The sequence below is a fragment of the Subtercola boreus genome (assembly GCF_003399635.1).
Taxonomy (GTDB): Bacteria; Actinomycetota; Actinomycetes; order Actinomycetales; family Microbacteriaceae; genus Subtercola; species Subtercola boreus_B.
This window is the reverse complement of record NZ_NBXB01000045.1, coordinates 102722-123408: the sequence shown is the minus strand read 5'-3', so window position 1 is coordinate 123408 and position 20687 is coordinate 102722. Positions and strand designations below refer to the sequence as shown.

Annotated in this window: 25 protein-coding genes; 15 read left to right on the top strand and 10 right to left on the bottom strand. The window is 69.3% G+C overall.

What is annotated here, in order from left to right; genetic code table 11:
- Positions 1 to 30: 30 nt before the first annotated feature.
- Positions 31 to 888 (bottom strand): SDR family oxidoreductase, encoded by an 858-nt coding sequence (locus tag B7R22_RS17570; protein ID WP_116412985.1) that lies wholly within the window; start codon positions 886 to 888, stop codon positions 31 to 33.
- Positions 889 to 994: 106 nt separating this feature from the next.
- On the opposite strand from B7R22_RS17570, the gene B7R22_RS17565 reads away from it, so the two are divergent.
- Positions 995 to 1420, top strand: a complete 426-nt coding sequence (locus B7R22_RS17565) for a winged helix-turn-helix transcriptional regulator (protein WP_116412984.1) — start codon at positions 995 to 997, stop codon at positions 1418 to 1420.
- Between the two features lie 64 nt (positions 1421 to 1484).
- Here B7R22_RS17565 and B7R22_RS17560 read toward each other — a convergent pair whose 3' ends face one another.
- A complete protein-coding gene (locus tag B7R22_RS17560; protein WP_116412983.1) occupies positions 1485 to 1922 on the bottom strand; it encodes a helix-turn-helix domain-containing protein in 438 nt (145 codons plus the stop codon).
- Between the two features lie 120 nt (positions 1923 to 2042).
- Between B7R22_RS17560 and B7R22_RS17555 the strand changes: the two genes are divergently transcribed.
- From B7R22_RS17555 to B7R22_RS17535, 5 genes are all read left to right on the top strand, one after another.
- Complete coding sequence (locus B7R22_RS17555) at positions 2043 to 2741, top strand: pentapeptide repeat-containing protein (RefSeq protein WP_116412982.1); 699 nt, start codon at positions 2043 to 2045, stop codon at positions 2739 to 2741.
- 91 nt (positions 2742 to 2832) lie between these two features.
- On the top strand, positions 2833 to 4233 hold the full coding sequence (locus tag B7R22_RS17550; protein WP_116412981.1) for a glycine--tRNA ligase: 1401 nt from the start codon (positions 2833 to 2835) through the stop codon (positions 4231 to 4233).
- 153 nt (positions 4234 to 4386) lie between these two features.
- Positions 4387 to 5931 (top strand): MFS transporter, encoded by a 1545-nt coding sequence (locus tag B7R22_RS17545; protein ID WP_116412980.1) that lies wholly within the window; start codon positions 4387 to 4389, stop codon positions 5929 to 5931.
- Positions 5931 to 6350, top strand: a complete 420-nt coding sequence (locus B7R22_RS17540) for a MarR family winged helix-turn-helix transcriptional regulator (RefSeq protein ID WP_116412979.1) — start codon at positions 5931 to 5933, stop codon at positions 6348 to 6350. Before B7R22_RS17545 ends, B7R22_RS17540 begins: the two co-directional genes overlap by 1 nt.
- Positions 6347 to 7255 (top strand): NADP-dependent oxidoreductase, encoded by a 909-nt coding sequence (locus tag B7R22_RS17535; protein WP_116412978.1) that lies wholly within the window; start codon positions 6347 to 6349, stop codon positions 7253 to 7255. The genes B7R22_RS17540 and B7R22_RS17535 overlap by 4 nt, the downstream gene beginning before the upstream one ends.
- A 7-nt stretch (positions 7256 to 7262) precedes the next feature.
- Here the strand turns inward: B7R22_RS17535 and B7R22_RS17530 are convergent, their stop codons facing one another.
- Positions 7263 to 8897 carry a PLP-dependent aminotransferase family protein gene (locus tag B7R22_RS17530; protein ID WP_116412977.1) on the bottom strand — a complete coding sequence of 545 codons (1635 nt, stop codon included), beginning with the start codon at positions 8895 to 8897 and terminating at the stop codon, positions 7263 to 7265.
- A 256-nt stretch (positions 8898 to 9153) separates the two neighbouring features.
- Here B7R22_RS17530 and B7R22_RS17525 point away from each other — a divergent pair, with 256 nt between their 5' ends.
- From B7R22_RS17525 to B7R22_RS19990, 4 genes are all read left to right on the top strand, one after another.
- Positions 9154 to 10038 (top strand): PhzF family phenazine biosynthesis protein, encoded by an 885-nt coding sequence (locus tag B7R22_RS17525; RefSeq protein ID WP_116412976.1) that lies wholly within the window; start codon positions 9154 to 9156, stop codon positions 10036 to 10038.
- Between the two features lie 61 nt (positions 10039 to 10099).
- Positions 10100 to 11314, top strand: a complete 1215-nt coding sequence (locus B7R22_RS17520; protein WP_116412975.1) for a hypothetical protein — start codon at positions 10100 to 10102, stop codon at positions 11312 to 11314.
- Between the two features lie 48 nt (positions 11315 to 11362).
- A complete protein-coding gene (locus B7R22_RS17515) occupies positions 11363 to 12775 on the top strand; it encodes a M18 family aminopeptidase (protein ID WP_116412974.1) in 1413 nt (470 codons plus the stop codon).
- A 112-nt stretch (positions 12776 to 12887) separates the two neighbouring features.
- Complete coding sequence (locus tag B7R22_RS19990; RefSeq protein WP_116413006.1) at positions 12888 to 13577, top strand: G5 domain-containing protein; 690 nt, start codon at positions 12888 to 12890, stop codon at positions 13575 to 13577.
- 126 nt (positions 13578 to 13703) lie between these two features.
- Here the strand turns inward: B7R22_RS19990 and B7R22_RS17505 are convergent, their stop codons facing one another.
- From B7R22_RS17505 to B7R22_RS17480, 6 genes are read right to left on the bottom strand one after another with little or no spacing between them, the layout of a single operon-like run.
- On the bottom strand, positions 13704 to 13877 hold the full coding sequence (locus tag B7R22_RS17505; RefSeq protein ID WP_116412973.1) for a CsbD family protein: 174 nt from the start codon (positions 13875 to 13877) through the stop codon (positions 13704 to 13706).
- A gap of 52 nt (positions 13878 to 13929) precedes the next feature.
- Positions 13930 to 14535: a hypothetical protein gene (locus B7R22_RS17500; protein WP_116412972.1), complete on the bottom strand. Its 606-nt coding sequence runs from the start codon at positions 14533 to 14535 to the stop codon at positions 13930 to 13932.
- Complete coding sequence (locus tag B7R22_RS17495; RefSeq protein WP_116412971.1) at positions 14532 to 15110, bottom strand: DUF6286 domain-containing protein; 579 nt, start codon at positions 15108 to 15110, stop codon at positions 14532 to 14534. The genes B7R22_RS17500 and B7R22_RS17495 overlap by 4 nt, the downstream gene beginning before the upstream one ends.
- Positions 15107 to 15547, bottom strand: a complete 441-nt coding sequence (locus B7R22_RS17490; RefSeq protein WP_116412970.1) for a hypothetical protein — start codon at positions 15545 to 15547, stop codon at positions 15107 to 15109. The genes B7R22_RS17495 and B7R22_RS17490 overlap by 4 nt, the downstream gene beginning before the upstream one ends.
- Complete coding sequence (locus B7R22_RS17485; RefSeq protein WP_116412969.1) at positions 15544 to 15741, bottom strand: DUF2273 domain-containing protein; 198 nt, start codon at positions 15739 to 15741, stop codon at positions 15544 to 15546. Before B7R22_RS17485 ends, B7R22_RS17490 begins: the two co-directional genes overlap by 4 nt.
- Positions 15742 to 15743: 2 nt before the next feature.
- On the bottom strand, positions 15744 to 16232 hold the full coding sequence (locus tag B7R22_RS17480) for an Asp23/Gls24 family envelope stress response protein (protein ID WP_116412968.1): 489 nt from the start codon (positions 16230 to 16232) through the stop codon (positions 15744 to 15746).
- Between the two features lie 167 nt (positions 16233 to 16399).
- Between B7R22_RS17480 and B7R22_RS17475 the strand changes: the two genes are divergently transcribed.
- From B7R22_RS17475 to B7R22_RS17465, 3 genes are read left to right on the top strand one after another with little or no spacing between them, the layout of a single operon-like run.
- Complete coding sequence (locus B7R22_RS17475; protein WP_116412967.1) at positions 16400 to 16963, top strand: RNA polymerase sigma factor; 564 nt, start codon at positions 16400 to 16402, stop codon at positions 16961 to 16963.
- Positions 16960 to 17598 carry an Asp23/Gls24 family envelope stress response protein gene (locus B7R22_RS17470; protein WP_216363517.1) on the top strand — a complete coding sequence of 213 codons (639 nt, stop codon included), beginning with the start codon at positions 16960 to 16962 and terminating at the stop codon, positions 17596 to 17598. The genes B7R22_RS17475 and B7R22_RS17470 overlap by 4 nt, the downstream gene beginning before the upstream one ends.
- Positions 17591 to 17926, top strand: coding sequence for a hypothetical protein (locus B7R22_RS17465; RefSeq protein WP_116412966.1), 336 nt, complete (start codon positions 17591 to 17593; stop codon positions 17924 to 17926). Before B7R22_RS17470 ends, B7R22_RS17465 begins: the two co-directional genes overlap by 8 nt.
- Before the next feature lie 61 nt (positions 17927 to 17987).
- Here the strand turns inward: B7R22_RS17465 and B7R22_RS17460 are convergent, their stop codons facing one another.
- Positions 17988 to 18233 carry a hypothetical protein gene (locus B7R22_RS17460; protein WP_116284577.1) on the bottom strand — a complete coding sequence of 82 codons (246 nt, stop codon included), beginning with the start codon at positions 18231 to 18233 and terminating at the stop codon, positions 17988 to 17990.
- A 31-nt stretch (positions 18234 to 18264) separates the two neighbouring features.
- Between B7R22_RS17460 and B7R22_RS17455 the strand changes: the two genes are divergently transcribed.
- Together B7R22_RS17455 and B7R22_RS17450 are read left to right on the top strand one after the other, a co-directional pair.
- Positions 18265 to 18759 (top strand): MarR family winged helix-turn-helix transcriptional regulator, encoded by a 495-nt coding sequence (locus B7R22_RS17455; protein ID WP_116412965.1) that lies wholly within the window; start codon positions 18265 to 18267, stop codon positions 18757 to 18759.
- Between the two features lie 9 nt (positions 18760 to 18768).
- Entirely contained in the window at positions 18769 to 20679 is a 1911-nt protein-coding gene (locus tag B7R22_RS17450; protein WP_116412964.1) for a hypothetical protein, read from the top strand.
- The last annotated feature ends 8 nt before the right edge of the window (positions 20680 to 20687 follow it).

Below are 20687 nucleotides of genomic sequence, written 5' to 3'. Positions count from 1 at the left end.
TGGCGACAGGGAACGTCGGCCGTCCGGGCGTCAGGCTGCGAGGGTGCGGAGGGTGTCGGCGACCGGGGTCGTGGGGTGGCCGATGAGCGTCGACAGGTCGTCGGACGACTTGTCGAGCGCCCCGGTTGCGATGTTCGCGTCGAGCCCCACCACGAAGCCCACGGTTCCCTCGTCGAGGCCCGCGGCCCGGAGAGCGGCGGTGTGGGCATCCGGCGTCAGCGGCTCGAAGGCCACGGCGCGGCCGAGCACCTCGCTGAGGGTGGCGGCGAAGTCAGAACCGTTCCAGGCGGTGTCCCCGGAGAGTTCGTAGACCGCGCCCTCGTGGCCGTCGGTGGTCAGCACGACCGCGGCGGCTTCGGCGTAATCCTCGCGCGAGGCGCTGGCGACCCGCCCTTCGCCGGTGCTGGCGGCGTAGACACCGGTGCCGGCGACCTGCGCCAGGGTCGAGGCGTAATTCTCGGTGTACCAGTTGTTGCGGAGGATCGTGAACGGCACCCCGGACGCCCGCAGGTACTCCTCGGTTGCCTTGTGCTCGGGCGCGAGGATGAGGTCGGTGCTGTCGGCGCGAGGGGCGCTCGTGTACACGATCCGCGAGACGCCGGCCGTCTTGGCGGCGTCGATCGCGTTCTGGTGCTGCTCGACGCGTCCGCCGACGTCGCTGCCCGAGACGAGCAGTAGGGTGTCGGCGCCCTCGAACGCCGCAGCGAGGGTGGCGGGGTCGGCGAAGTCGATGACGGCGGTGCGCACGCCGAGGCTCTTCAGGGCATCCACCTTCTCCGGGTTGCGACCGGCCGCGACGATGTCGGACGCGGCGACTCCGCGGGCGAGGAGGTGGGTGAGGGCGAGGCGACCGAGGTGGCCGGTTGCTCCGGTGACGACAATGGACATGAGTGCTCCTTGAGGCGATGGTGTGAGTTCTGACAAGGTGTGCAACGACCGCAACGGCCGACTACTTCCCAGATGGAGGTACCCACTTTTTGGTAAGTTACTAACCATGACTGTCACAGAGCCCGTTTCGGCCGCGGCTGTACGCGCAGCTATCCTTCCCGTCGACCCGTTCTTGGCGAACTGTGCCAGCAGGGTCGTGCTCGACCATGTGACGAGCAAGTGGGGTGTGCTGGTGATCGTGGCGCTCGCCGACCAGTCGCAGCGCTGGGGTGAACTCCGGCGGAGCATCCAGGGCATCAGCGAGAAGATGCTCGCCCAGACCCTTCGCACACTCGAGGCCGACGGGCTCCTGGTGCGAACGGTGCAGGGCACGGTGCCGCCGCGGGTCGACTATGAGCTGAGCCCGCTCGGCCACGACCTCGCGCTGCGCCTTCTCCCCCTGATCGCCTGGGTCGGCGAGCACGCCGCCGAGATCGTCGAGCTCCCCTCCCCAGCGCCCTCCCCAGCCCTCTCGCCCAGCGCGCAGGCGTGATCGAAACCCCGAAAATTGTCGGTATGAGTGGCGTATACCGACAGTTTTCGGGGTTTCGATGGGCCTACTTGGCCGGGCGGGATGACTGGAGGTAGGTCATCGCGTCGGCGAGGCGGAATCGACGGTGCGTGCCGCGATACTCGACCGGGATACGGCCCTCGTTCGCGAGCCGCAGGAGGTAGGTCGCCGAGATGCCGATCAGGGCGGCCGCCTGCGAGGTGGTGAGCAGAGCATCCGTCGATCCGACCACGACGGACTCCCCGTCGGCGAACCGCTGCAGCAGGTCGAGCACGGCGTCTCGAACCGCTGTCGGCACCGTGAGCTCGACCCCGTCGACGCTGAGGGAGGCATCGCGGGCGGTACGCGAACGGCCGGTGGGTGGCGAGGCCGCAGTCGCGCGCTCGCCCGGGCTGGCAGAGTGGATGCCCGCCAGCGCAGCCCCGAGCCGCTTCGCCGCCGCGGGGTCGACGGCCTCGGTCGCGTGTTCCCTGAGCAGTGGCATCCGAACTCCCCGAGTCGAGACGCTCGAACTGAGCGCACGTCCATCGTAGGGTGGGCCACCCCGCCGGCGCCGGGAGGACGCCGGAGCACGGGCGTCGGCGGCTCCGCCTACACTCGGGCCATGCCCCGGAAGCCCGCCACCATCCGCACGCCTGCCGCGCCGAAGGCCGTGCCGGCACCGCTCGTCGACTTCGAATCACTCGCCGTGGAGCAGCTCCGCACGGCGCCGATCGACGGGCTCTTCGCCGGCGACGACAGGGAGCGCGAGCACTTCGAGGGCGGCGCCGCGGGGGCGATCGACCTGACCGGATGCTCGTTCCTCGAGTGCCGTTTCACCGGTGTGACGCTGACCGACACCGATCTCCGCGGCAGCCGGTTCATCGAGACCGTGCTCGAGGCACCGTTCGCCCACACGCTGAAGGCAGCGCGCACCACCTGGCGGGACGTGCGGATCCGGAGCCCCCGCTGGGGGTCGGCGGAGTTCTTCGACGCAGATCTCGAATCCGTGCACCTCATCGGCGGCAAGATCGACTACCTCAACCTCCGCGGGTCGCGCCTGAACAACGTGATCCTCGAGGAGTGCACCATCACCGACCTCGACCTCGGGGCTGCACGAGCCGGCCGCGTCGCGCTGGTGAACTGCCGTATCGGCACGCTCGACGTCACCCGGGCAGCCTGCAGCAGTGTGGACCTCCGCACGAGTGAGTTCCAGGCCGTGCACGGCGTCGAGGGGCTGGCCGGCACCATCGTCGACGATCTGCAGCTGTCGCAATTCGCGCCATTGTTCGCCGAACACCTCGGCGTTCGCGTGGAGGGCTGAACGCGCGAGTTCGTTAGAGTTGGAGCCGAACCGACACTGGTTCGGATCCTTCGCACTTCGTCACCCGTATACCCGTAGGGAACACCCCATCATGGCCCAAGAGCCCCGCGAGCAGTCTCGCCTCGACGCCGTCATCGCCCTCGCCCAGCACCGGGGGTTCGTCTTCCCGTCGGGCGACATCTACGGCGGAACCCGGTCGGCGTGGGACTACGGGCCCCTCGGTGTAGAGCTGAAGGAGAACATCAAGCGCCAGTGGTGGAACACCTTCGTGCGCGGGCGCCGCGACATGGTCGGGCTCGACTCGGCGATCATCCTGCCCACGGCCGTGTGGGAGGCCTCCGGGCACGTCAAGGTGTTCAGCGACCCGCTCACCGAGTCGCTCGTGACGCACAAGCGGTACCGCGCCGACCACCTGTTCGAGCAGTACGAGGCCGAGCACGGTCATCCACCGGTCAACGGGCTCGACGACATCCCCGATCCTGAGCACCCGAAGAAGATCGGGCAGTGGTCGCCGATCCGCCAGATGTCGGGGATGATGAAGACCTACCTGGGCGTCGTCGATGACGAGACCGGGCTGCACTACCTCCGGCCGGAGACGGCGCAGGGCATCTTCACGAACTTCGCGAATGTGCTGCAGACGTCGCGCAAGAAGCCGCCGTTCGGCATCGGCCAGATCGGCAAGGCGTTCCGCAACGAGATCACGCCCGGCAACTTCATCTTCCGCACGCGCGAGTTCGAGCAGATGGAGATCGAGTTCTTCGTCAAGCCCGGCGACGACGAAGAGTGGCAGCAGACCTGGATGGATCTCTGCTGGGCCTGGTTCACCGATCTCGGCATCGACCCCGGGAACATCCGGTTCTTCGAGCACCCCGCAGAGAAGCTGTCGCACTACTCCAAGCGCACCGTCGACATCGAGTACAGGTTCGAGTTCACCGGCAGCGAGTGGGGCGAGCTGATGGGCGTCGCGAACCGCACCGACTACGACCTGAAGACGCACTCCGAGACCAGCGGTAAGGACCTGTCGTACTTCGACCAGACGACCGGTGAGCGGTACGTGCCGTACGTGATCGAGCCGTCGTTCGGTCTGACTCGCGCTCTGATGGCCTTCCTGGTGGATGCCTACGACGAAGAGGAGGTTCCGAACGCCAAGGGCGGAACCGACAAGCGCGTGGTGCTGCACCTCGACCCCCGTCTCGCGCCGGTGACGGTGGCCGTGCTGCCGCTGTCGCGGAACGAGGCCCTCTCGCCGCTCGCCCGGCAGGTGGCGGATGACCTGGCCGGCGAGTGGAACATCGAATTCGATGACGCCCAGGCGATCGGCCGTCGCTACCGCCGGTTCGACGAGATCGGCACCCCGTTCTGCGTCACCGTGGACTTCGACTCGCTCGAGGATGCGGCCGTCACGGTGCGCGACCGCGACACGATGAAGCAGGAGCGCGTGCCGATCGCCGAGCTCCACGCGCACCTGGCGGAGCGCCTCCGCCGCGCCTGACCCTCACGTTTCCTGCATCGCGGGGGCAGTTCGGGCCCTGATGAGGCGCTGACAGGGCCCGAACTGCCCACTCGATGCGGGGTGGTTGACGGGAGAAGGTTGTAGGTTCACAATAGTTGTGTGCTTACAAACGTTGCCGAGAGGCGCCCCCGGATGATCGTGAACCGAGAACTCCGCACTCGTAAGGCGTCGCCCAAGGGCCTGGTGCTCGCGATCTGCTGCCTGAGCCTGTTCATCGTGTCGATGGACGTGACGATCGTCAACGTCGCGTTGCCCTCGATCCGCGTCGACTTCGGGGCGTCGGTCTCCGACCTTCAGTGGATCATCGACGGCTACACCTTGACGATCGCGAGCTTCCTGCTGCTCTCCGGCTCCATGGCCGACCGGTTCGGCCGCCGCCGGGTGTTCCAGATCGGCCTGGTCGTCTTCAGCTTGGGTTCGCTGCTCTGCAGCATCGCCCCGAGCATCGGCTTCCTGATCTTCGCGCGAGTGCTGCAGGCGCTCGGCGGCTCGATGCTCAACCCGGTTGCCATGTCGATCATCACCAACGTCTTCACGGGTGCGAGGGAGCGGGCCCGGGCGGTGGGCATCTGGGGTGCCATCGTCGGCGTCAGCATGGCCTTCGGCCCGCTGGTGGGCGGAGCGCTCACCGAGACCGTCGGCTGGCGTTCGGTGTTCTGGGTGAACGTTCCGGTCGGCATCGCTGCGATCATCCTGTGCGCCGTCTTCGTTCCCGAGTCGCGGGCCGCGGTGGCGCGAAAGCTCGACCCGCTCGGCCAGCTCTTCGTGATCGTCGCCCTCGTCTCGCTGGTGTTCGGGCTCATCGAGGGGCCGCGGCAGGGCTGGTCGAACCCGCTCATCATCGGGCTCTTCGTGCTGACGGCTGTGGCCGTGCTGCTGCTGGCCAAACACGAGGGCCGCACCCGGGAACCGTTCGTCGACCTGCGCTTCTTCCGGAGCATCCCCTTCAGTTCCGCCACGATCACTGCGGTCTGCGGGTTCGCCGCGTACGGCGGTTTCCTGTTCGTGAACGCCCTGTACCTGCAGGATGTTCGGGGGCTCTCGGCATTCCACACCGGCCTGTACATGCTGCCGCTCGCGATCGCGACGCTCGTCTGCTCCCTGATCTCGGGAAACCTCGTCGCGCGTTTCGGCACCCGGCCCTCGCTCGTGCTCGCCGGATCCCTGATCGCAGCCAGCGCGCTCGTGCTCACCACCCTCACGGCCGACACCCCGGTCATCGTGCTGTTCGGCGCGTACGTTCTCTTCGGCCTCGGCTTCGGGATGATCAACGCCCCCATCACGACGACCGCCGTCTCCGGCATGCCCCGCTCACAGGCCGGTGTCGCGGCCGGGCTCGCATCGACCAGCCGCCAGACGGGATCGTCCATCGGGGTGGCCCTCGCCGGAACAGTGACCGCGGCCGGCGCGGCCGGAGTCATCGGCCCGGCGTTCGCCCTCGCGACGCATCCGTTCTGGTGGATCGTGATCGGCTGCGGTGCCGTGATCGTCATCCTGGGCATCACGGCGTCCACGTCGTGGGCGCGCCGGAGCACCGAGCTCATTGCGCACCTGCTGGCTGATGCTGAGCCCGCCGACGCGAAGCCCGCCGACGCCGAGCCCGCTCAGGTTCCTGCCGGTGCGGCGAGCGGACCGGTTGCACCCGAGCATGCACATTCAGACGCAGGGAGGCGCTGATGAACGAACAGGCAGATCAGGTCTGGGCCTCGATGCTCGCGGTGGTGACACACAACCTCGAGGGCTACCGACGTCTCGTCTCCGATGAGGTCGGGCTGTCGTTCAGCCGCGTACGTGTGATCCGGCGGCTGTCGGCGGCGCCGCTCACGATGGGCGGCCTGGCGGAGGCCGCGGGAATGGATGCCCCGGCTGCCAGCGTCGCGGTCAACGAGCTCGAGCGGCGGGGCCTGGTCGCCCGCGCCACGGATCCGGCGAACAGGAGGGTGCGGATGGTCGCCCTCACTACTGAGGGTAGGTTGATGCTCGAGCGGGTGCATGCCGTTCGGCCCGTCGCTCCGCCGGAGTTCGAGGTGCTGGGTGCGGGTGAACTCGAACAACTGGCGGGAATCCTCTCCCGCCTCGAGGAGGAGGCAGCATGAGAGCCATCAGATACGAGACGTACGGCGGGCCCGAGGTACTGCAACTCGTCGAGGTCGCCGCCCCGATCCCGAAGCCCGGGGAGGTGCTCGTCGCGGTGCGGTTCGCCGCCGTGAATCCGTTCGACCTCAAGCTCCGCTCGGGGGCGATGCGGGAGGTCGTGAAGGTCTCGTTCCCGGTCGCACCGGGGAGCGAGATCGCGGGCGCGGTCAGCGCGGTCGGTTCGGAGGTGACAGCACTCGCCGTGGGCGACGAGGTCTTCGGTTGGGCGACGGGTGGCGGTTACGCCGAGAGCGCGACGGCTGCCACGGTCATCCAGAAGCCTGCTGGGCTCGGCTGGGATGTCGCGGCCTCGCTTCCGGTGGCCGGGGAGGCCGCGCTCCGGGGCCTCCGCCTGCTCGACCTGTCGGCCGGCGAGACGTTGCTGGTGCACGGTGCCGCCGGCGCGGTCGGGTCGCTTGCCGTGCAGCTCGCCGTGAGCCGGGGCGTGACCGTCATCGGAACGTCGAGCGAGAAGGACGCGGAGACCGTGCGCGAACTCGGCGCGCATCCCGTGCGGTACGGCGCCGGCGTCTTCGAGCGGGTGCGGGAACTGGCCCCCGATGGTGTCGACGCGGTGCTCGATACGGCCGGGGCGGGCGACCTGCCCGGTTCGATCGAGTTGGTCGGTGGCACCCGTCGGGTCGTCACTCTCGCCGATCCCGCGGCCTACGAGCTCGGGGTGACCTTCTCGTCGGGTGGCCGCAAGGATCAGACGACGGATGTTCTGCAGCAGCTCGCCGATGCGGCCATCACCGGGGCTGTCGTCGTGGCGCCGGCCCGGCACCTGCCCCTCGCCGAGGCGGCGGAGGCGCACCGCCTCGTCGCTGCCGGCGGCCACCGCGGGAAGGTGCTGCTCGATCTCTGAGTGCGGGTCAGACCATGTCGGCGAACTCGGGCAGCCGGGCGTCGGTGGAGCGGCCCTGGAGCTCCTGCCAGGAGCGCTGCAGGGCATCCACTGCGCGCTCTGTCTCAGCGGCGGAGTAGTTGATCGGCAGCCGGAGGAAGCGTTCGAAGGCGCCGTCGATCCCGAAGCGGGGACCGGCGGTGAACAGCACATCGTGTGCCCGCGCGGCGAGCACCAGCTGCGAACTGAGCGGCCGGCCGATGTTGACCCAGGCGCAGAGTCCGCCGGCCACAGGCGGGAGGCTCCACTCCGGAAGGCTCCGGCTGAGGGACGCGTAGAGATGCTCCCGGCCGTCGGCGAGCTGGCGGATGCGCGCGGGGAGCAGTTCGGACGTGCGCCGAACGAGGGTCGCGGTGACCAGCTGCTCGAAGACGGCCGTACCGATGTCGACCGACGCGCGCGCAGCCAGGAGTCTTCGCACCATCGGCCTCTCGGCGCGGAGCCAGCCGATCCGGAGCCCGCCCCAGAACGTCTTGCTCGCCGAACCGAGCAGGATCGCATCGCCATACGTCGCAAGGGGCATGTACGGATCGCCGCCGTCGGCGGCCGGGCGGTCGATGTCGAGCTCGGCGGTCGTCTCGTCGGCGACGAGCACCGTCGCCGACGCCGCAGCCGCCGCAACCAGGCGCCGACGGAACGAGGGCGTCATCGACTCGCCCGTCGGGTTGTGGAAGTCGGGCATCACATAGGCGAGCGTCGGCGCGGACTGGGCGAGGGCGTCGAGGAAGGCCTCCTCGTTCCAGCCTTCACCCACCGTCACGGTGACGGGCAACAGGCGGGCGCCGGCCGACAGCAGGGTGTCGGCCGCGTGCGGATACGTCGGGGTCTCGACGATGACCCGGTCGCCACGTGATACCAGGGCTCGGGTGATGAGGCTGAGCGCGCTCAGGGCGCCTGCCGTCACCATGATCTGGTCGGGGTCGGTCGCGAGCCCCCGCTCGGTGTAGCGGTCGGCAATGGCCTCGCGGAGTTCCAGCAGGCCGTGCGGCTCGAAACCGAGTGTTCCGAGGAGGGGCACGATGTCGCTTGCGGCCTGCTGCATGGCCTCCGCGACACCGGCCGAGGCGGGCAGGGCGGCCTGGCTGAAGTTCAGGGGCGGGAGCCGCGTCTCGGCGGCGCCCGACCAGGCGGGAACGGCGGTCAGGTGGCCTGAGCTCCGCGGGGTGCCGGGCCGCCGGGCCGAACCCGAGACGGCTGCCAGGGCAGCGGTGCCGACGCCGGTGGGAATCACGGCGAGGGGCAGGCCGGAGGAAGGCGGGCCGGTCGGAGAGGTGCCGGAGAGAGGGATGCCGGAGGAAGAGGCGCCGGTCGCGCGGTCTCCCACCCTGCCGCCCGGGATGCGCGTCACGCTGCCTGAGCCGCGAACGCTGGTGAGGAAGCCGGCCTCCCGCAGCTCGCGGTAGGCCGCTGCGACTGTGCTCCGGCTCAGTTCGAGGCGGGTGGAGAGTTCGCGTTCGGCGGGCAGTCGGGAGCCCACGAGGATGCGCCCGTCGAGCACGAGCAACCGGATCCGATCGGCGAGCGCTCGATAGGCGGGACCGTCTCCCGCCCAGTCGCCGAGCGAGAGCACGAGCGAACGGGCGGTGATGTGGAGCGCGGTCATCAGTCCACTTTAGGAGAATTGGAGTGTTGTGGCAATCCACAGTGCGCACTTTACTGGCCAATAAGCAACCAATCGATGCTTTCACGCAATGTCATTCAGAAACTGGAGTGCAGATCATGCTGTTCCTCGCCGTCCTCGGGCTCATTGGCCTGATCGCTATCGGCTTCACCGCCTACGCTGTGCTGACAGACGGCTACGGGCCTGTGCCAACAAGATCCGTACGAACGGGACCCGTGCAGACGAGAGGTGAGTTCTGATGCGCAGTCGGCAGTTCAGGCAGGTCGATGTCTTCTCGACCGTTCCCTACCGGGGCAATCCACTGGCTGTCGTGCTCGACGGCGACGGAATAGAGGACGCGGCGCTCGCCGCCTTCGCGAACTGGACCAACCTCTCGGAGACCACCTTCGTGCTGCCTCCGACGCCGGAGGGCGCGGCTGCGGGCGCGGACTATCGGCTCCGCATCTTCACTCCGGTACGCGAACTGCCGTTCGCCGGGCATCCGACCCTCGGAACGGCGCACGCCTGGCTCGAGGCAGGCAACACCCCGCGCGACCCGTCGGCCCTCGTGCAGGAGTGCGGGGCCGGGCTGGTGCAGATTCGCAGGGAGGCGGGCCGACTCGCTTTCGCAGCACCACCCCTGCGGCGTTCGGGCCCTGTCGGGGAGGCCGATCGTGCCACCTTCGCCGAACTCCTCGGTATCACGCCGACGCAGATCGTCGATGCGAACTGGATCGACAACGGTCCGGGCTGGGTTGGCATCCTGCTCGACTCGGCCGAGTCCGTGCTCGCCCTCGAACCGCGCGTCGCCGGGCTCGAGGGCCGGAGTATCGGTGTGGTCGGCCCCTATCCGGCTCCGGATGCCCGGGAAGCAGCCGGGCGCGACCCCGCACTCCGCCGGCCGCTCGTCGAGGTGCGGGCGTTCGTGGGGGGCGTCGGTGTGGGCGAGGATCCCGTCACCGGGAGCCTGAACGCTGGCCTCGCCCAGTGGATGATCGCGGCAGGCCATACGCCGGAGCACTACCTCGCGGGCCAGGGAGCGCGGCTGGGCCGTGACGGTCTCGTGCACCTCGACCGCATCGACGGACAGGTGTGGGTGGGCGGCGCGAGCACGACGTGCATCTCCGGCACGGTCATCCTGTAGCCACTGGCAGGGTGCCGGCACCCTGCCGCCAGCACCCTGCCAGGCCGTGGGAAGATGAAACGTGACCACCACCAGCCCCGCCCGCGCCCGGTGGCCGTTCGTCGTCGTCGCGATCGTGCTGGTGGTCATCCTCGCCGCGGTGATCGGGGTTGCTCTGATCGTCAAGCGGGCCCCGACCGTGTCGGCGCTGGCCGACGCCCAGCCGGGAGCCTGGTCGAGCGTCTCCCTCGGTGAACCCGCCCAGAACGCCGATGGCTCGGCCTACAACCTCTTCGTGCGGCCGGGCACCGGCGGCGGCAACACCGCTGGCACGGGCACAGGCACGGGCACCGGCACCGGCACCGATCTCATCGTCTTCTTCGGCGACGGCGGCCTGAACTGGAACGCGGGAACCAACCAGGAGCCGATCACTCCCCAGTCGAGCCTGTTCGGCGGCGGGAACTTCTTCTCAGACAACGTTCCCTTCTACCAGCTGAACACCTTCGGCGGACTGCTCCGCACGGCTGCCGATGCCCCGTTCGCCTCATCGACGATCGTCTACGTTCCGACGACCACCGGCGACCTCGGTGTCGGCGACGCTCGCGACGTCACGATGACGACCCTCGACGGCCCCTCCGCCATGGCCGACTTCAACGGCTACAACAACACGACCGCCGCGCTCGACTGGGTGTACGCGAACATCCCCGACCCGTCGAGCGTTCTTGTCGCGGGCTCCGGCACCGGAGGGCTGAACGCCGCCTTCTGGCTCGGTGCGGTCGGCGACCACTACAGCGCCGCGCCGCTCTTCGAGTACTCCGACAGCTCCTTCGTCACCGCCGCGGCGCTCGGCCCCACGATCGACCCGCTCTGGGGGTCGCAGTTCGAGAGCCGGTACGGCTTCACCCCGGGACGCGATCCGCTGGCCGCCGCCGTCGTGCACAACCAGTCCCGTTTCGGCGACAGGCTCACGACCCTTCTCTCCCAGACCACGCTCGACCGCACGCTCGCCGGCTACTCGGCCGGGCTCGACGACGGCTACTACACGCCGCAGGCGGGGGCCGACTGGAACTACGCCATGAAGTCGACGTTCCGTTCGCTCATCCCGGTCGAGGTCGGCGCGTACGTCTACGTCACCGACACGGGTGCCGACTCGAACGGGGAGACGCGGCACGTGATCTCGACGGTGGATGCCTTCCAGACCGACCGGCAGAACGGCATCACCGTGGAGGAGTGGCTGTCCGCGGCTGTGCAGGGCGGGCATCCGGAATCCGTCGGGGCCGAGCTCCTCCGCCAGTAGCCGGGGCGCTTCGGGGCGTCGCCGCCGCCCAGGTGGTTGACTGGACGAATGGATGCCGCACTCGACCCCTCCGGATACGCCGACACGTCCGGGCACGCCGACACCTCCGGGTACATCGACGACTTCGCCCGCTTCATCGCCGCGTCGCCCTCCTCGTACCACGCGGCGGCAGAGGCCGGGCGACAGCTCGAGCAGGCGGGATTCACCCGGCTGGTCGAGACGGAACCGTGGTTCGACGGCGAAAGCAAAGGCCGAGGCGAGCGCGAGAGCGACGGCAGAGGCCGCCCGGCGGGCCGTTTCTTCGTGATCCGCGACGGAGCGATCGTGGCGTGGTTCACGCCGGAGCAGGCCGGGCCGTCGAGCCCGTTCCGCATCCTCGGCGCGCACACCGACTCGCCCGGTTTCAAACTGAAGCCGAAGCCGACGACCGCCTCGAACGGCTGGCTGCAGGCGGGAGTCGAGATCTACGGCGGCCCGCTGCTGAACTCGTGGCTCGACCGCGAGATCGAGTTGGCCGGCCGGCTGGTGACCCGGGATGGCCGGGAGCACCTGGTGCGTACCGGGCCGTTCCTGCGCATCCCGCAGCTGGCCATCCACCTCGACCGTGAAGCGAACACGGGGCTGACGCTCGACCGCCAGCGGCACACCAACCCGGTCTTCGGGGTCGGCGACCTCGGCCGGGCCGACCTGGTCGGTCACCTCGCCGCCCTGGCCGGGGAGGGCCTCACCGGTGACGACGTGCTCGGTTACGACATCCTGACGGCCGACACGGCGGCTCCCGCACGGTTCGGGCTGGGCGGTGAGCTCTTCGCGGCCGGGCGCATGGACAACCTGAGCTCGGTGTTCGCCGGGCTCCACGCGCTGCTGGATGTCGCGGCCACCGAGCCCGACGCGCCAGCCGGCCCGGGCGGCGGTGCTGCCCCCTCGCACACCAGCGTGCTCGCCGCTTTCGACCACGAGGAGCTCGGCTCAGAGTCGCGGTCGGGGGCGAGCGGTCCACTGCTCGACGACATCCTCGCGCGCATCTCTGTCGCACTCGGGGCCACCGGCGAGCAGCGCCTGCGCGCCTACGCCGGCTCGTGGTGCCTCTCGGCCGATGCCGGGCACTCCGTGCATCCGAACTATCCGGAGAAGCACGACCCCGTTAACCGGCCGGTCGCGGGCCGCGGCCCCCTGCTGAAGATCAACGGCAACCAACGCTATGCGACGGACGCCCACGGCGCCGCGCTCTGGGCGAACGCCTGCGCCGAGGCCGGTGTGGCGTACCAGGAGTTCGTCTCGAACAACACCGTGCCCTGCGGTTCGACCATCGGCCCGCTCACGGCGACGCGCCTCGGCATCCGGGTGGTGGATGTCGGCGTGCCCCTGCTCTCCATGCACTCCGCACGCGAACTCGCCCACGTCGACGACCTCGCGGCCCTCGCCCGGGCGGTGGCCGCCTTCTTCGCCCCCCGCCCCTGACCTGCGCGCGCACCCCCCTTTCGGCCGATTGCCTCACACGACCGGCACCAGACCCTAGGGTGAGAGACGGCGCCGTCGGGGTGACGGTGCCGTCGTGGGGGAAGTGGGCATCATGGGGATCGATCTCAGTCGGCGCAGCATGCGCGGAACGGTTGGCAGAACGCTTCTGGCCGGAGCCCTGGCTGCAGCCGTGGTCGTCGGGCTCGCGGCATGCGGTGCCGGTTCCTCCCCGGTCAGCGAGTCGCCGGTCGCGGTATCGATCGGGTCGGCCGGGGTGACATCCAGCCCGATTGCTGCATCCCCGTCCGCCTCCCCGTCCACCACTCCAACCGCGCTGCCCGCGGCGGCCGCGATCCCGAAGGTCACACACCAGAGCATCAAGACGACGGCCGAGATACCGTTCGAGGCGACGACGACCGACGACCCCGACCGCAAGGTCGGTGAGACTGCGGTGATCACGGCGGGGAGCAAGGGAACGAAGACGGCGACGTGGGATGTGACATCCACCGATGGTGTCGAGACGGGCCGCGTACTGGTCTCGGAGGCGACGACGACGGCGCCCGTCACCGAGGTGACCGCGGTCGGTTCGAAGCAGCCCGTTGCGGACCCAGTCGAAGAGGATGCGGGGGCCGCGTCAGGCTGCGACCCGAACTACGAGGGCGCCTGCGTGCCCATCGACAGCGACGTGGACTGCGCCGGCGGGAGCGGGAACGGTCCGTCCTACGTGCGCGGACCGGTCACCGTGGTGGGCGACGACATCTATGGCCTCGACCGTGACGGCGACGGGGTCGGCTGCGAGTAGCCGCGACATCCATGCGCACGCCCCCCAGCACCGACAAAGGGACGCCAAATGCTCCATAGATCGGTTGCTGGAGCATTCAACGTCCCTTCGAGCGCCGCTGGGGGCGGGGACGAGGATGGGGGCAGATCAGCCCTTGAAGACGTCCTTGACGTTCTCGCCGGCCTTCTTCGCGCTGGCAGAGGCCTGGTCGGCCTTGCCTTCGGCGACCTTGGAGTCGTCGTTCGTGACGTTGCCGACCGCTTCCTTCGCCTTGCCGGCGAGGTCCTGGGCGGCGTTCTGGATCTTGTCTGATGCACTCATGGGAGTCATCCTTTCTTGTTGGTGTTTCTTTTGGAGCGAGGGTCAGCGAGGCTCAGGCGAGCCGCGTCGCCCCCGCCGTTCGGACCCGGAACCCGCCACTGACCTGGATCAGCGCGGGAACGGAGGTTCCGAGCAGGGCATCGAGAGCGAGAAGCTGCTCCTCGACGAGGTCTTTCGCATCGGCGGGGGAGACCCCGCGTCGGCAGGAGACCGAGACCTTCAGCACCGACGTGCCTTTCACGGCGTACGTCGAGACGTGCGAGCCCACGAGTTCGGGCCGGGAGCTGAGGGCGTCCTGCAGGAGCTGTTCTGCAACGGAGCCGTCGACCACCGTCCGGCCGTGCTCGGTGGGCGTCTGGGCCAGCAGTTCGCGGGTGTGTCCGCGGCCCTGCCGGGCGATGAAGACCACGAAGAGCACGATGAAGACGGCGGCGACGGCCGCGGCCGCGATCCAGAGCCAGCTGTGGCCGGTGCCGGCGAGCGGCGTCGCCTTCAGAGCGTCGGTGACCGTTCCGAGAACGCCGGGAGCCTGGTCGGTGAAGCCCGAGCGCACGGTGGGGAGTGCGCCCACCGCGAGACCGGCGAGCCCGACGACGAGCAGGAGAAGGCCGGCGAGCAGGATGACCGCGCGGTTCGCCCCGCGATTGGTGCTGTTCATGCGCCGACCTTTCCGTTGGAGTCGATCACGACGCGCGACCGGATGGCCGGCTGAAGCGCATACGCCGCAAGCTGTTCATCCACCGCACCGGTCACCGCTGCCCTGTCGACAGTGCTCCCGGAAGCGGGCGTGACGTGCACGACCGCCGTGCGATGGGTGACGGTGACGCTGGTGTTGTCGGGGCTGATGTTGGCGGCACGGGCGGCGTGGCGGGCGAGCGCCGACGCGATCACCTCGTTGTCGATGACGGTCGCCGACCGCTCCGACGTGAGGGTGTGCCGAGCCCGGCGTGCACCCGAGAAGGCCGTGATCACGAGGATCAGCCCGACCAGGGCGACGACGATACCGCCGGCGATGAGGGTCCAGGCAGGATGGCTGGGCGCATCCGTGACGCCCTGTGCGAGCGTGGCCGGAGCCGCGAGAAGCGGTGCGGCTCCGAGCAGGCGCAGAACGGATTCGACTCCGAGATACGCCAGCACGAGGATCGCGATGACCGCGAGCACGATGGCGAGGCCGGACAGCGGGGAGTGCGTCTCCCGCCGGTTCAGCCGACGATAGAGCGAGGTGGTGCTCATGAGGCGCGCCTCTCCGGCTGGATGTCGATACCCGTGAGCCGCACGGTGACGGCGGAGATGTCCGAACCGCTGAGCGCTGCCGCTCGCGACCGGATCTGCTGCTGGGCTGCTGTCGCTCGGTCGAGGAGAGTGCCGCCCGTGCGGGCGACGATCCCCGGCTCCCGGGTGACGTGGGGCAGCGAGACCACGCGGAGCGGCGAGCGGACGGTCACGGTGAGCTTCCCCGCTTCATCCGCCAGATCGATGGAGACCGAGCGGGCTGCGACTCCGAGCGCTTCGGCTGCGACCGCCGCGATGAGGTGGTTGAGAGCTCGCGCGGTGATGCGGGTGTGCCCCAACGCGCCTGAAGCGGACGACGACGCGTGCCCGGCGGTGGTCGGGCGAACACCGGAGTCCGGCTTCGGGGCGGAGGGCCGCGACGCCGTCACCGTACTCATGACGACGAACGCTTCCCTCGGAACGCGCCGACCACAGCGGAGAGGTCGAGCTTGCCTTCGATGACCCGACCGACGATCGCACCGATCGCCATGGCGACAGCCACGAAGACGAAGGCCCAGAAACCGAACGCGATCCACGTGAGCGCGAGAACGGTACCGATGACGATGCCTGCGCGAGTTGCTGTGGAGGACATGATTACTGGACCCGGGCTTCGGCTTCGGGGGCGTTGTCGTCAGCCGACGCGATGAAGACGTCGTCGACCGTCACGTTGACCTCGGTGACCTGGAGGCCCACGAGGTTCTCGATGGCGTCGATGATCGACGAACGGACGTCGTTCGCGACATCCTGCAGCGCGACGGGGTAGTCGGCGACGATGATCACATCGACGGCGACCTGGGTCTCGCCAACCTCCACGCTGATGCCCTGCGACAGGTCGGTGTTGTTGACCGCGTTGCGGATCGAACCGATGACGCGGGCAGCTCCACCGCCGAGGGCGTGCACTCCGCTGACCTCGCGAGCGGCGATACCGGCGACCTTGGCAACGACGCTGTCGTTGATGGTGGTCTTGCCGATGGCGGTCTCCGCGATGGGCGTGGTGGTCGACGTTGCGGCCGTGCCGATGGTGGCCGGCGTGACGGGGGTGGCCGGCGTGACGGGGCTGACGGGGGTGGTGGTGTTTGCCATGGAATGCTCCTGTGGTGTTTGCAACCCCCCGGGGTTCCGGAGGTGATGTGAGATAGTCACTACTAGGACGGTGACAGTGGCGAAATCGTCACACCACCACTTGAACTTTTTTTCCGACGTGTGCAGGTGGTCGGGCGTTGGATGCTCGCGAGTGGAGGTGCAGTCGGATGGATGCACGACCCGTGCCCTCGCTCACCGACGCCGACGACCGCACCCTCGCGGGCCGCGCGGCGGACGGCGATGTGCGGTCGTTCGAGGTGCTGGTGCGCCGGTACAGCCCGCTGATGCGCGCCTACGCCACCCGGGTGCTCGGTTCGAACGACGAGACCGACGACGTGGTGCAGGAGTCGTTCATCACGGCCTGGCAGCAGCTGTCGACGCTCGCCGACCCCAGCGTGGTGAAGAGCTGGCTGATGCGGATCGTGAGTCGCAAGAGCATCGACCGCATCCGTGCCCGGAAGCTCCACGTCGACATCGACGACCATGAGCAGGAGGCACCGCCCTCGAGTACGCCGCCGCAGATCGCCGAGGCCCACTCCCGGGGGGCGGCCCTCAGCCGGGCCCTGAATGACATGCCGGCCGAGCAGCGCCAGTGCTGGATCCTGAAAGAGATCGCCGGGTACAGTTACGACGACATCGCCCGGGAGCTCGACCTGCCCGTCTCGACCGTTCGCGGCGTGCTGGCGCGGGCCCGCAAGAACCTGATCCGAGAGATGGAGGCGTGGCGATGACTGACGACATCGAACTCGAAGGCTTCGAACCGGCCGACCTCGACGGCCACACCATCGACGAGCTGAGCGACTACCTCGCGGCAGGTCGCCAGCCTGTCGACCCCAGCATCGAGTCGTCGCCCGGCTGCCAGATCGCGCTGGCTGCCATGCTGCGGCTCCGCACCCTCTCGCTGGCGCTGCTGGAATCGGATGTCGCGGAGCAACCGGCAACAGACGAGAGCTTCATCGCGGGCATCCTGAACAGCATCGGCTTCGAGGCGCAGGCCGGGCGGAGCATCCCCGTGCAGCATCCGTCGGCCCAGGCCTCGCTCACTCTCACGGAGGGCGCCGTTCGCGGGCTCATCCGGGCGGCCGGGGACACGGTGTCGGGTGTGCTGATCGGCCGTTGCACCCTGCAGGGCGAGGTGGGTGTGCCGGGCGAGCCGATCTCGGTGCTGGTCGACGCGAGCGTCTTCTGGGGCGAGTCGATCCCGCTGGCTGCGGCGCGCATCCGCGAGGCGATCTACGCGGAACTGCTGAAGCACACGGAGCTGAACATCGTGACGATCGACGTGACCGTGCACGATGTGCATCTGTCGCGGAGCCTCGGTGAGACGTCTGTCGAAGAGATCGAGGGAGAGGCCCGAGATGGATGATCGAACCGCGGTGACCCTCGCGCTGACCGAAACCGTGCGGAACGTCCCCGGAGTCACCGAGGTCTACTCATCGGCCCCGGTCGTCGTGGCGACCGTGTCCAAGGTGACGCAGCTCGTCACCCGCGGGGTCGTGGCGCCCGACCTGGTGGCGGTGTCGGAGGTCGACGGCGAGCTCGTCGTCGCCGTGACGATCGGTGTGAGCGAAGGAGTGCCGGCCACGCAGGTGTGCCGCGACGTCTACGACGCCATCGCGGAACAGTTCGCCCCGGCCCTCACCGATCCTCCGCAGCCGCTCAGCATCGCGGTGAAGGTCGCGCGCATCGGCTGAGGCCGGGCCGGTCCGGCCCCACCCCCCTCCCCGAACAGGCGATCCCGTGTGGCGGAGCGTCTCAGGCTGCCGGGGGGCAGTACAGCTGCGTGCGCTCGCCGGAGCGGTCGATCTCGTGGTCGGACATCAGGTTGCCGCAGAGCGGGCACGACCCCGCCTGCGCCCGGGCGGCCTTCGACTCCGCGGATTCGGTGTCGATCGGGCCGAGGGGCGGCGGCCCGAGGTAGGGGAAGAGGCGTGCGTTCAACCAGTTGCCCAGCCCGCCGGCCTCCTTTAGCGTCGGCTTGTGCGGATCGTTCGTTCCCATATCATTAGTGTACTAACTGATTGGACGGGGAATGCCACAGCCGGCGACATCGACCGAAGATCCACTCGCCCTCGAGAACCAGGTCTGTTACGCCCTGGCCGTCGCGGCTCGGAATGTGATCGGGCTCTACCGGCCGATCCTCGACCCCCTGGGGCTCACCCACCCGCAGTACCTCGTGATGCTCGCGCTCTGGGAGCAGAGCCCGCGCTCCCTCCGGGGCCTCGCCTCGGCGCTCAGCCTCGAACCCGCGACCCTCTCGCCGCTGCTCCGGAGACTCGAGGCGGCCGGGCACCTCCGCCGGGGGCGGAACGCCGCAGACGAACGGATGCTCGACATCACCCTCACCGAGAGTGGCCGGGCCCTCCGGGACACAGCCGAGACCATCCCACCGCGGGTCGCTGCCGCGCTCGACCTGTCGGTCGCCGAACTGGAGGAGCTCCGGGAAGTGCTCCACCGTGTGATCGCGGCCTCGGGCCGCGCGATCTCAGGCCGCCCGGCCTCGGTTTCGGAGCCGCCGGTGCGGTAGCTTCGGGAGGTGATCTGGCTGCCTCGGTTCCGCACCGCGATAATTCCCGCGGGCCTCCTCCTCTACCTCGCCGCCGCGCTCAGCACCCTGCTCACGTGGCAGAACGCCGGCTTCACTCTCACCGGGGACGAACCGCACTACCTGGTGATCGCCCGGGGCATCCTGGTCGACCACACCCTCGAACAGACCGTTCCCTACCGCGAGGCCTTCGAGCAGGGGCTGTTCTTCGGGGGAACCATCGCCGAGGCGCCGACTCCCGCCAACACCCACGCCTACCTCGGCCCGCACGGTCTCTTCAACATCCACAGCTTCGGGCTCCCCCTCCTGATGGCGGTGCCCTACGCCCTTCTGGGAGTGCTCGGCGTCAAGGTGTTCCTGGTCCTGGTGGGCGGCGTCGCGCTCCTGCTGTTCTGGAAGATCAGTGGCGTCTTCCTGTCGTCGACGACGGTTCGCGCGGTCTCGGTCGCGGCCGTCGGCCTCGGGATGCCCCTGCTGCCGGGGGCGAACCAGATCTTCCCCGACATCACCGCGGGCGTGTTGTGTCTCGTCGGGCTCCACTGGCTGCTGACGGTGCAGAAGAGACGGCCGGTCTGGCGCGAGGCGCTGATGGGTGTCGCGGTGGGCTACCTGCCGCTGCTGCAGATCAAGTTCGCGCTGCCGGCGGTGATTCTCGCCGCCGCGCTCGCCGTGGCGATCGTTCGGCGTGAACCTGTGACCGGCGGGTCGGGGCGCTCTCGCCGCTGGAGCCGCGCCGCCGTCATCGTGATGCCGGTCGCCCTGCTGCTCGCCCTCCTGTTCGCCGTCAACCTGTATGCGTTCTCGAACCTCACCGGGCCCTACGAGCCGGGAGCCTTCGACGCGGGGCCCGCCGCGCTGATGGCCTTCGTCGGGCTGGCGATCGACCAGAACCAGGGCATCGTCTTCCAGAACCCGATCGCCTTCGCCGGCCTCGTCGGAGTGGGGCTGCTGTTCGCATCGCGGTGGCGCTTCGCGCTCGTCTGGGCGCTGGTGCTCCTCGCCCTGATCGTGCCCAACGCCCTCCTGGCGAATGAATACGGCGGGTATTCGCTGAACGGGCGGTTCCAGTACGCGGGTGCGCTGGTGTTCGGCATCGCAACCCTCTTCGCTCTCGGCCGGCTCGCCGAACGCCGCCGGGTGGTGTGGATGATCGTGTGCGCCATCGGCGTCACCCTCTCTGCGGCTTTCTGGGCCGTGCTGACCTTCTCACCGACGTTCCTCGAGTTCGGGGGCCGCCTCCTCTACCGGCAGGATCCCCTGCCGTGGCTGCTGAACTACAGCGTGTTCTTCTTCCCCCTGCAGAACGCCCTGCCGGCCCTCTACGACGAGTCGTGGGCCTTCACCTTCCTGCCGAACTACGCCTGGGCGGCCGTCGTGCTCGTGCTGCTCGTCACCGGATTCGCGGCAGGCACGGGGCGCCTCCCGCGCCCTGCGGTCTGGATGCCCGTCGCTGCCGGCCTCTCGGCCGCAGTGCTCATCGCGGGCCTCACCGCTGACAGCCCGACTCCGACGCGCCACTATCAGGCCTCCGAGCTCGTCGTGCTGCAGGGTGATCCTGAGCCCGGCGGGGTCTCGGCCTCCGCGGCCACCGGCCAGACGGCCGGCCCTTTCACGGAGGGGCCGATCACCCTGATGCGGGCCGGCAGCTACACACTCACCCTCACCTACACGAGCACGGCTCCGACCTCGGTCGTCGTCGGAAGCTGGCAGCCCGTCCCGGCGCACGCCACGGCTCCGCCGGAGGAGGCGCTGACGGGTACCGCCGGGGCCGAGGTGACGGTGAGCCGGGTCGTCGAGCTGGCGAACATCGTGCCGGCCACACTGCAGCTCCGCACGATCTGGAACGGAACCGGCCAGCTCACGGTGCGGGGCGCGACCTACGCGTTGAACGCCGACGGGTAGCGGGGGGA

Excerpts from the sequence above, each read along its gene's own strand:
- B7R22_RS17570 (WP_116412985.1), bottom strand. The coding sequence starts at position 888 with ATGTCCATTGTCGTCACCGGAGCAACCGGCCACCTCGGTCGCCTCGCC.
- B7R22_RS17565 (WP_116412984.1), top strand. The coding sequence starts at position 995 with ATGACTGTCACAGAGCCCGTTTCGGCCGCGGCTGTACGCGCAGCTATC.
- B7R22_RS17560 (WP_116412983.1), bottom strand. The coding sequence starts at position 1,922 with ATGCCACTGCTCAGGGAACACGCGACCGAGGCCGTCGACCCCGCGGCG.
- B7R22_RS17555 (WP_116412982.1), top strand. The coding sequence starts at position 2,043 with ATGCCCCGGAAGCCCGCCACCATCCGCACGCCTGCCGCGCCGAAGGCC.
- B7R22_RS17550 (WP_116412981.1), top strand. The coding sequence starts at position 2,833 with ATGGCCCAAGAGCCCCGCGAGCAGTCTCGCCTCGACGCCGTCATCGCC.
- B7R22_RS17545 (WP_116412980.1), top strand. The coding sequence starts at position 4,387 with ATGATCGTGAACCGAGAACTCCGCACTCGTAAGGCGTCGCCCAAGGGC.
- B7R22_RS17540 (WP_116412979.1), top strand. The coding sequence starts at position 5,931 with ATGAACGAACAGGCAGATCAGGTCTGGGCCTCGATGCTCGCGGTGGTG.
- B7R22_RS17535 (WP_116412978.1), top strand. The coding sequence starts at position 6,347 with ATGAGAGCCATCAGATACGAGACGTACGGCGGGCCCGAGGTACTGCAA.
- B7R22_RS17530 (WP_116412977.1), bottom strand. The coding sequence starts at position 8,897 with ATGACCGCGCTCCACATCACCGCCCGTTCGCTCGTGCTCTCGCTCGGC.
- B7R22_RS17525 (WP_116412976.1), top strand. The coding sequence starts at position 9,154 with ATGCGCAGTCGGCAGTTCAGGCAGGTCGATGTCTTCTCGACCGTTCCC.
- B7R22_RS17515 (WP_116412974.1), top strand. The coding sequence starts at position 11,363 with ATGGATGCCGCACTCGACCCCTCCGGATACGCCGACACGTCCGGGCAC.
- B7R22_RS19990 (WP_116413006.1), top strand. The coding sequence starts at position 12,888 with ATGGGGATCGATCTCAGTCGGCGCAGCATGCGCGGAACGGTTGGCAGA.
- B7R22_RS17505 (WP_116412973.1), bottom strand. The coding sequence starts at position 13,877 with ATGAGTGCATCAGACAAGATCCAGAACGCCGCCCAGGACCTCGCCGGC.
- B7R22_RS17500 (WP_116412972.1), bottom strand. The coding sequence starts at position 14,535 with ATGAACAGCACCAATCGCGGGGCGAACCGCGCGGTCATCCTGCTCGCC.
- B7R22_RS17495 (WP_116412971.1), bottom strand. The coding sequence starts at position 15,110 with ATGAGCACCACCTCGCTCTATCGTCGGCTGAACCGGCGGGAGACGCAC.
- B7R22_RS17490 (WP_116412970.1), bottom strand. The coding sequence starts at position 15,547 with ATGAGTACGGTGACGGCGTCGCGGCCCTCCGCCCCGAAGCCGGACTCC.
- B7R22_RS17485 (WP_116412969.1), bottom strand. The coding sequence starts at position 15,741 with ATGTCCTCCACAGCAACTCGCGCAGGCATCGTCATCGGTACCGTTCTC.
- B7R22_RS17480 (WP_116412968.1), bottom strand. The coding sequence starts at position 16,232 with ATGGCAAACACCACCACCCCCGTCAGCCCCGTCACGCCGGCCACCCCC.
- B7R22_RS17475 (WP_116412967.1), top strand. The coding sequence starts at position 16,400 with ATGGATGCACGACCCGTGCCCTCGCTCACCGACGCCGACGACCGCACC.
- B7R22_RS17470 (WP_216363517.1), top strand. The coding sequence starts at position 16,960 with ATGACTGACGACATCGAACTCGAAGGCTTCGAACCGGCCGACCTCGAC.
- B7R22_RS17465 (WP_116412966.1), top strand. The coding sequence starts at position 17,591 with ATGGATGATCGAACCGCGGTGACCCTCGCGCTGACCGAAACCGTGCGG.
- B7R22_RS17460 (WP_116284577.1), bottom strand. The coding sequence starts at position 18,233 with ATGGGAACGAACGATCCGCACAAGCCGACGCTAAAGGAGGCCGGCGGG.
- B7R22_RS17455 (WP_116412965.1), top strand. The coding sequence starts at position 18,265 with ATGCCACAGCCGGCGACATCGACCGAAGATCCACTCGCCCTCGAGAAC.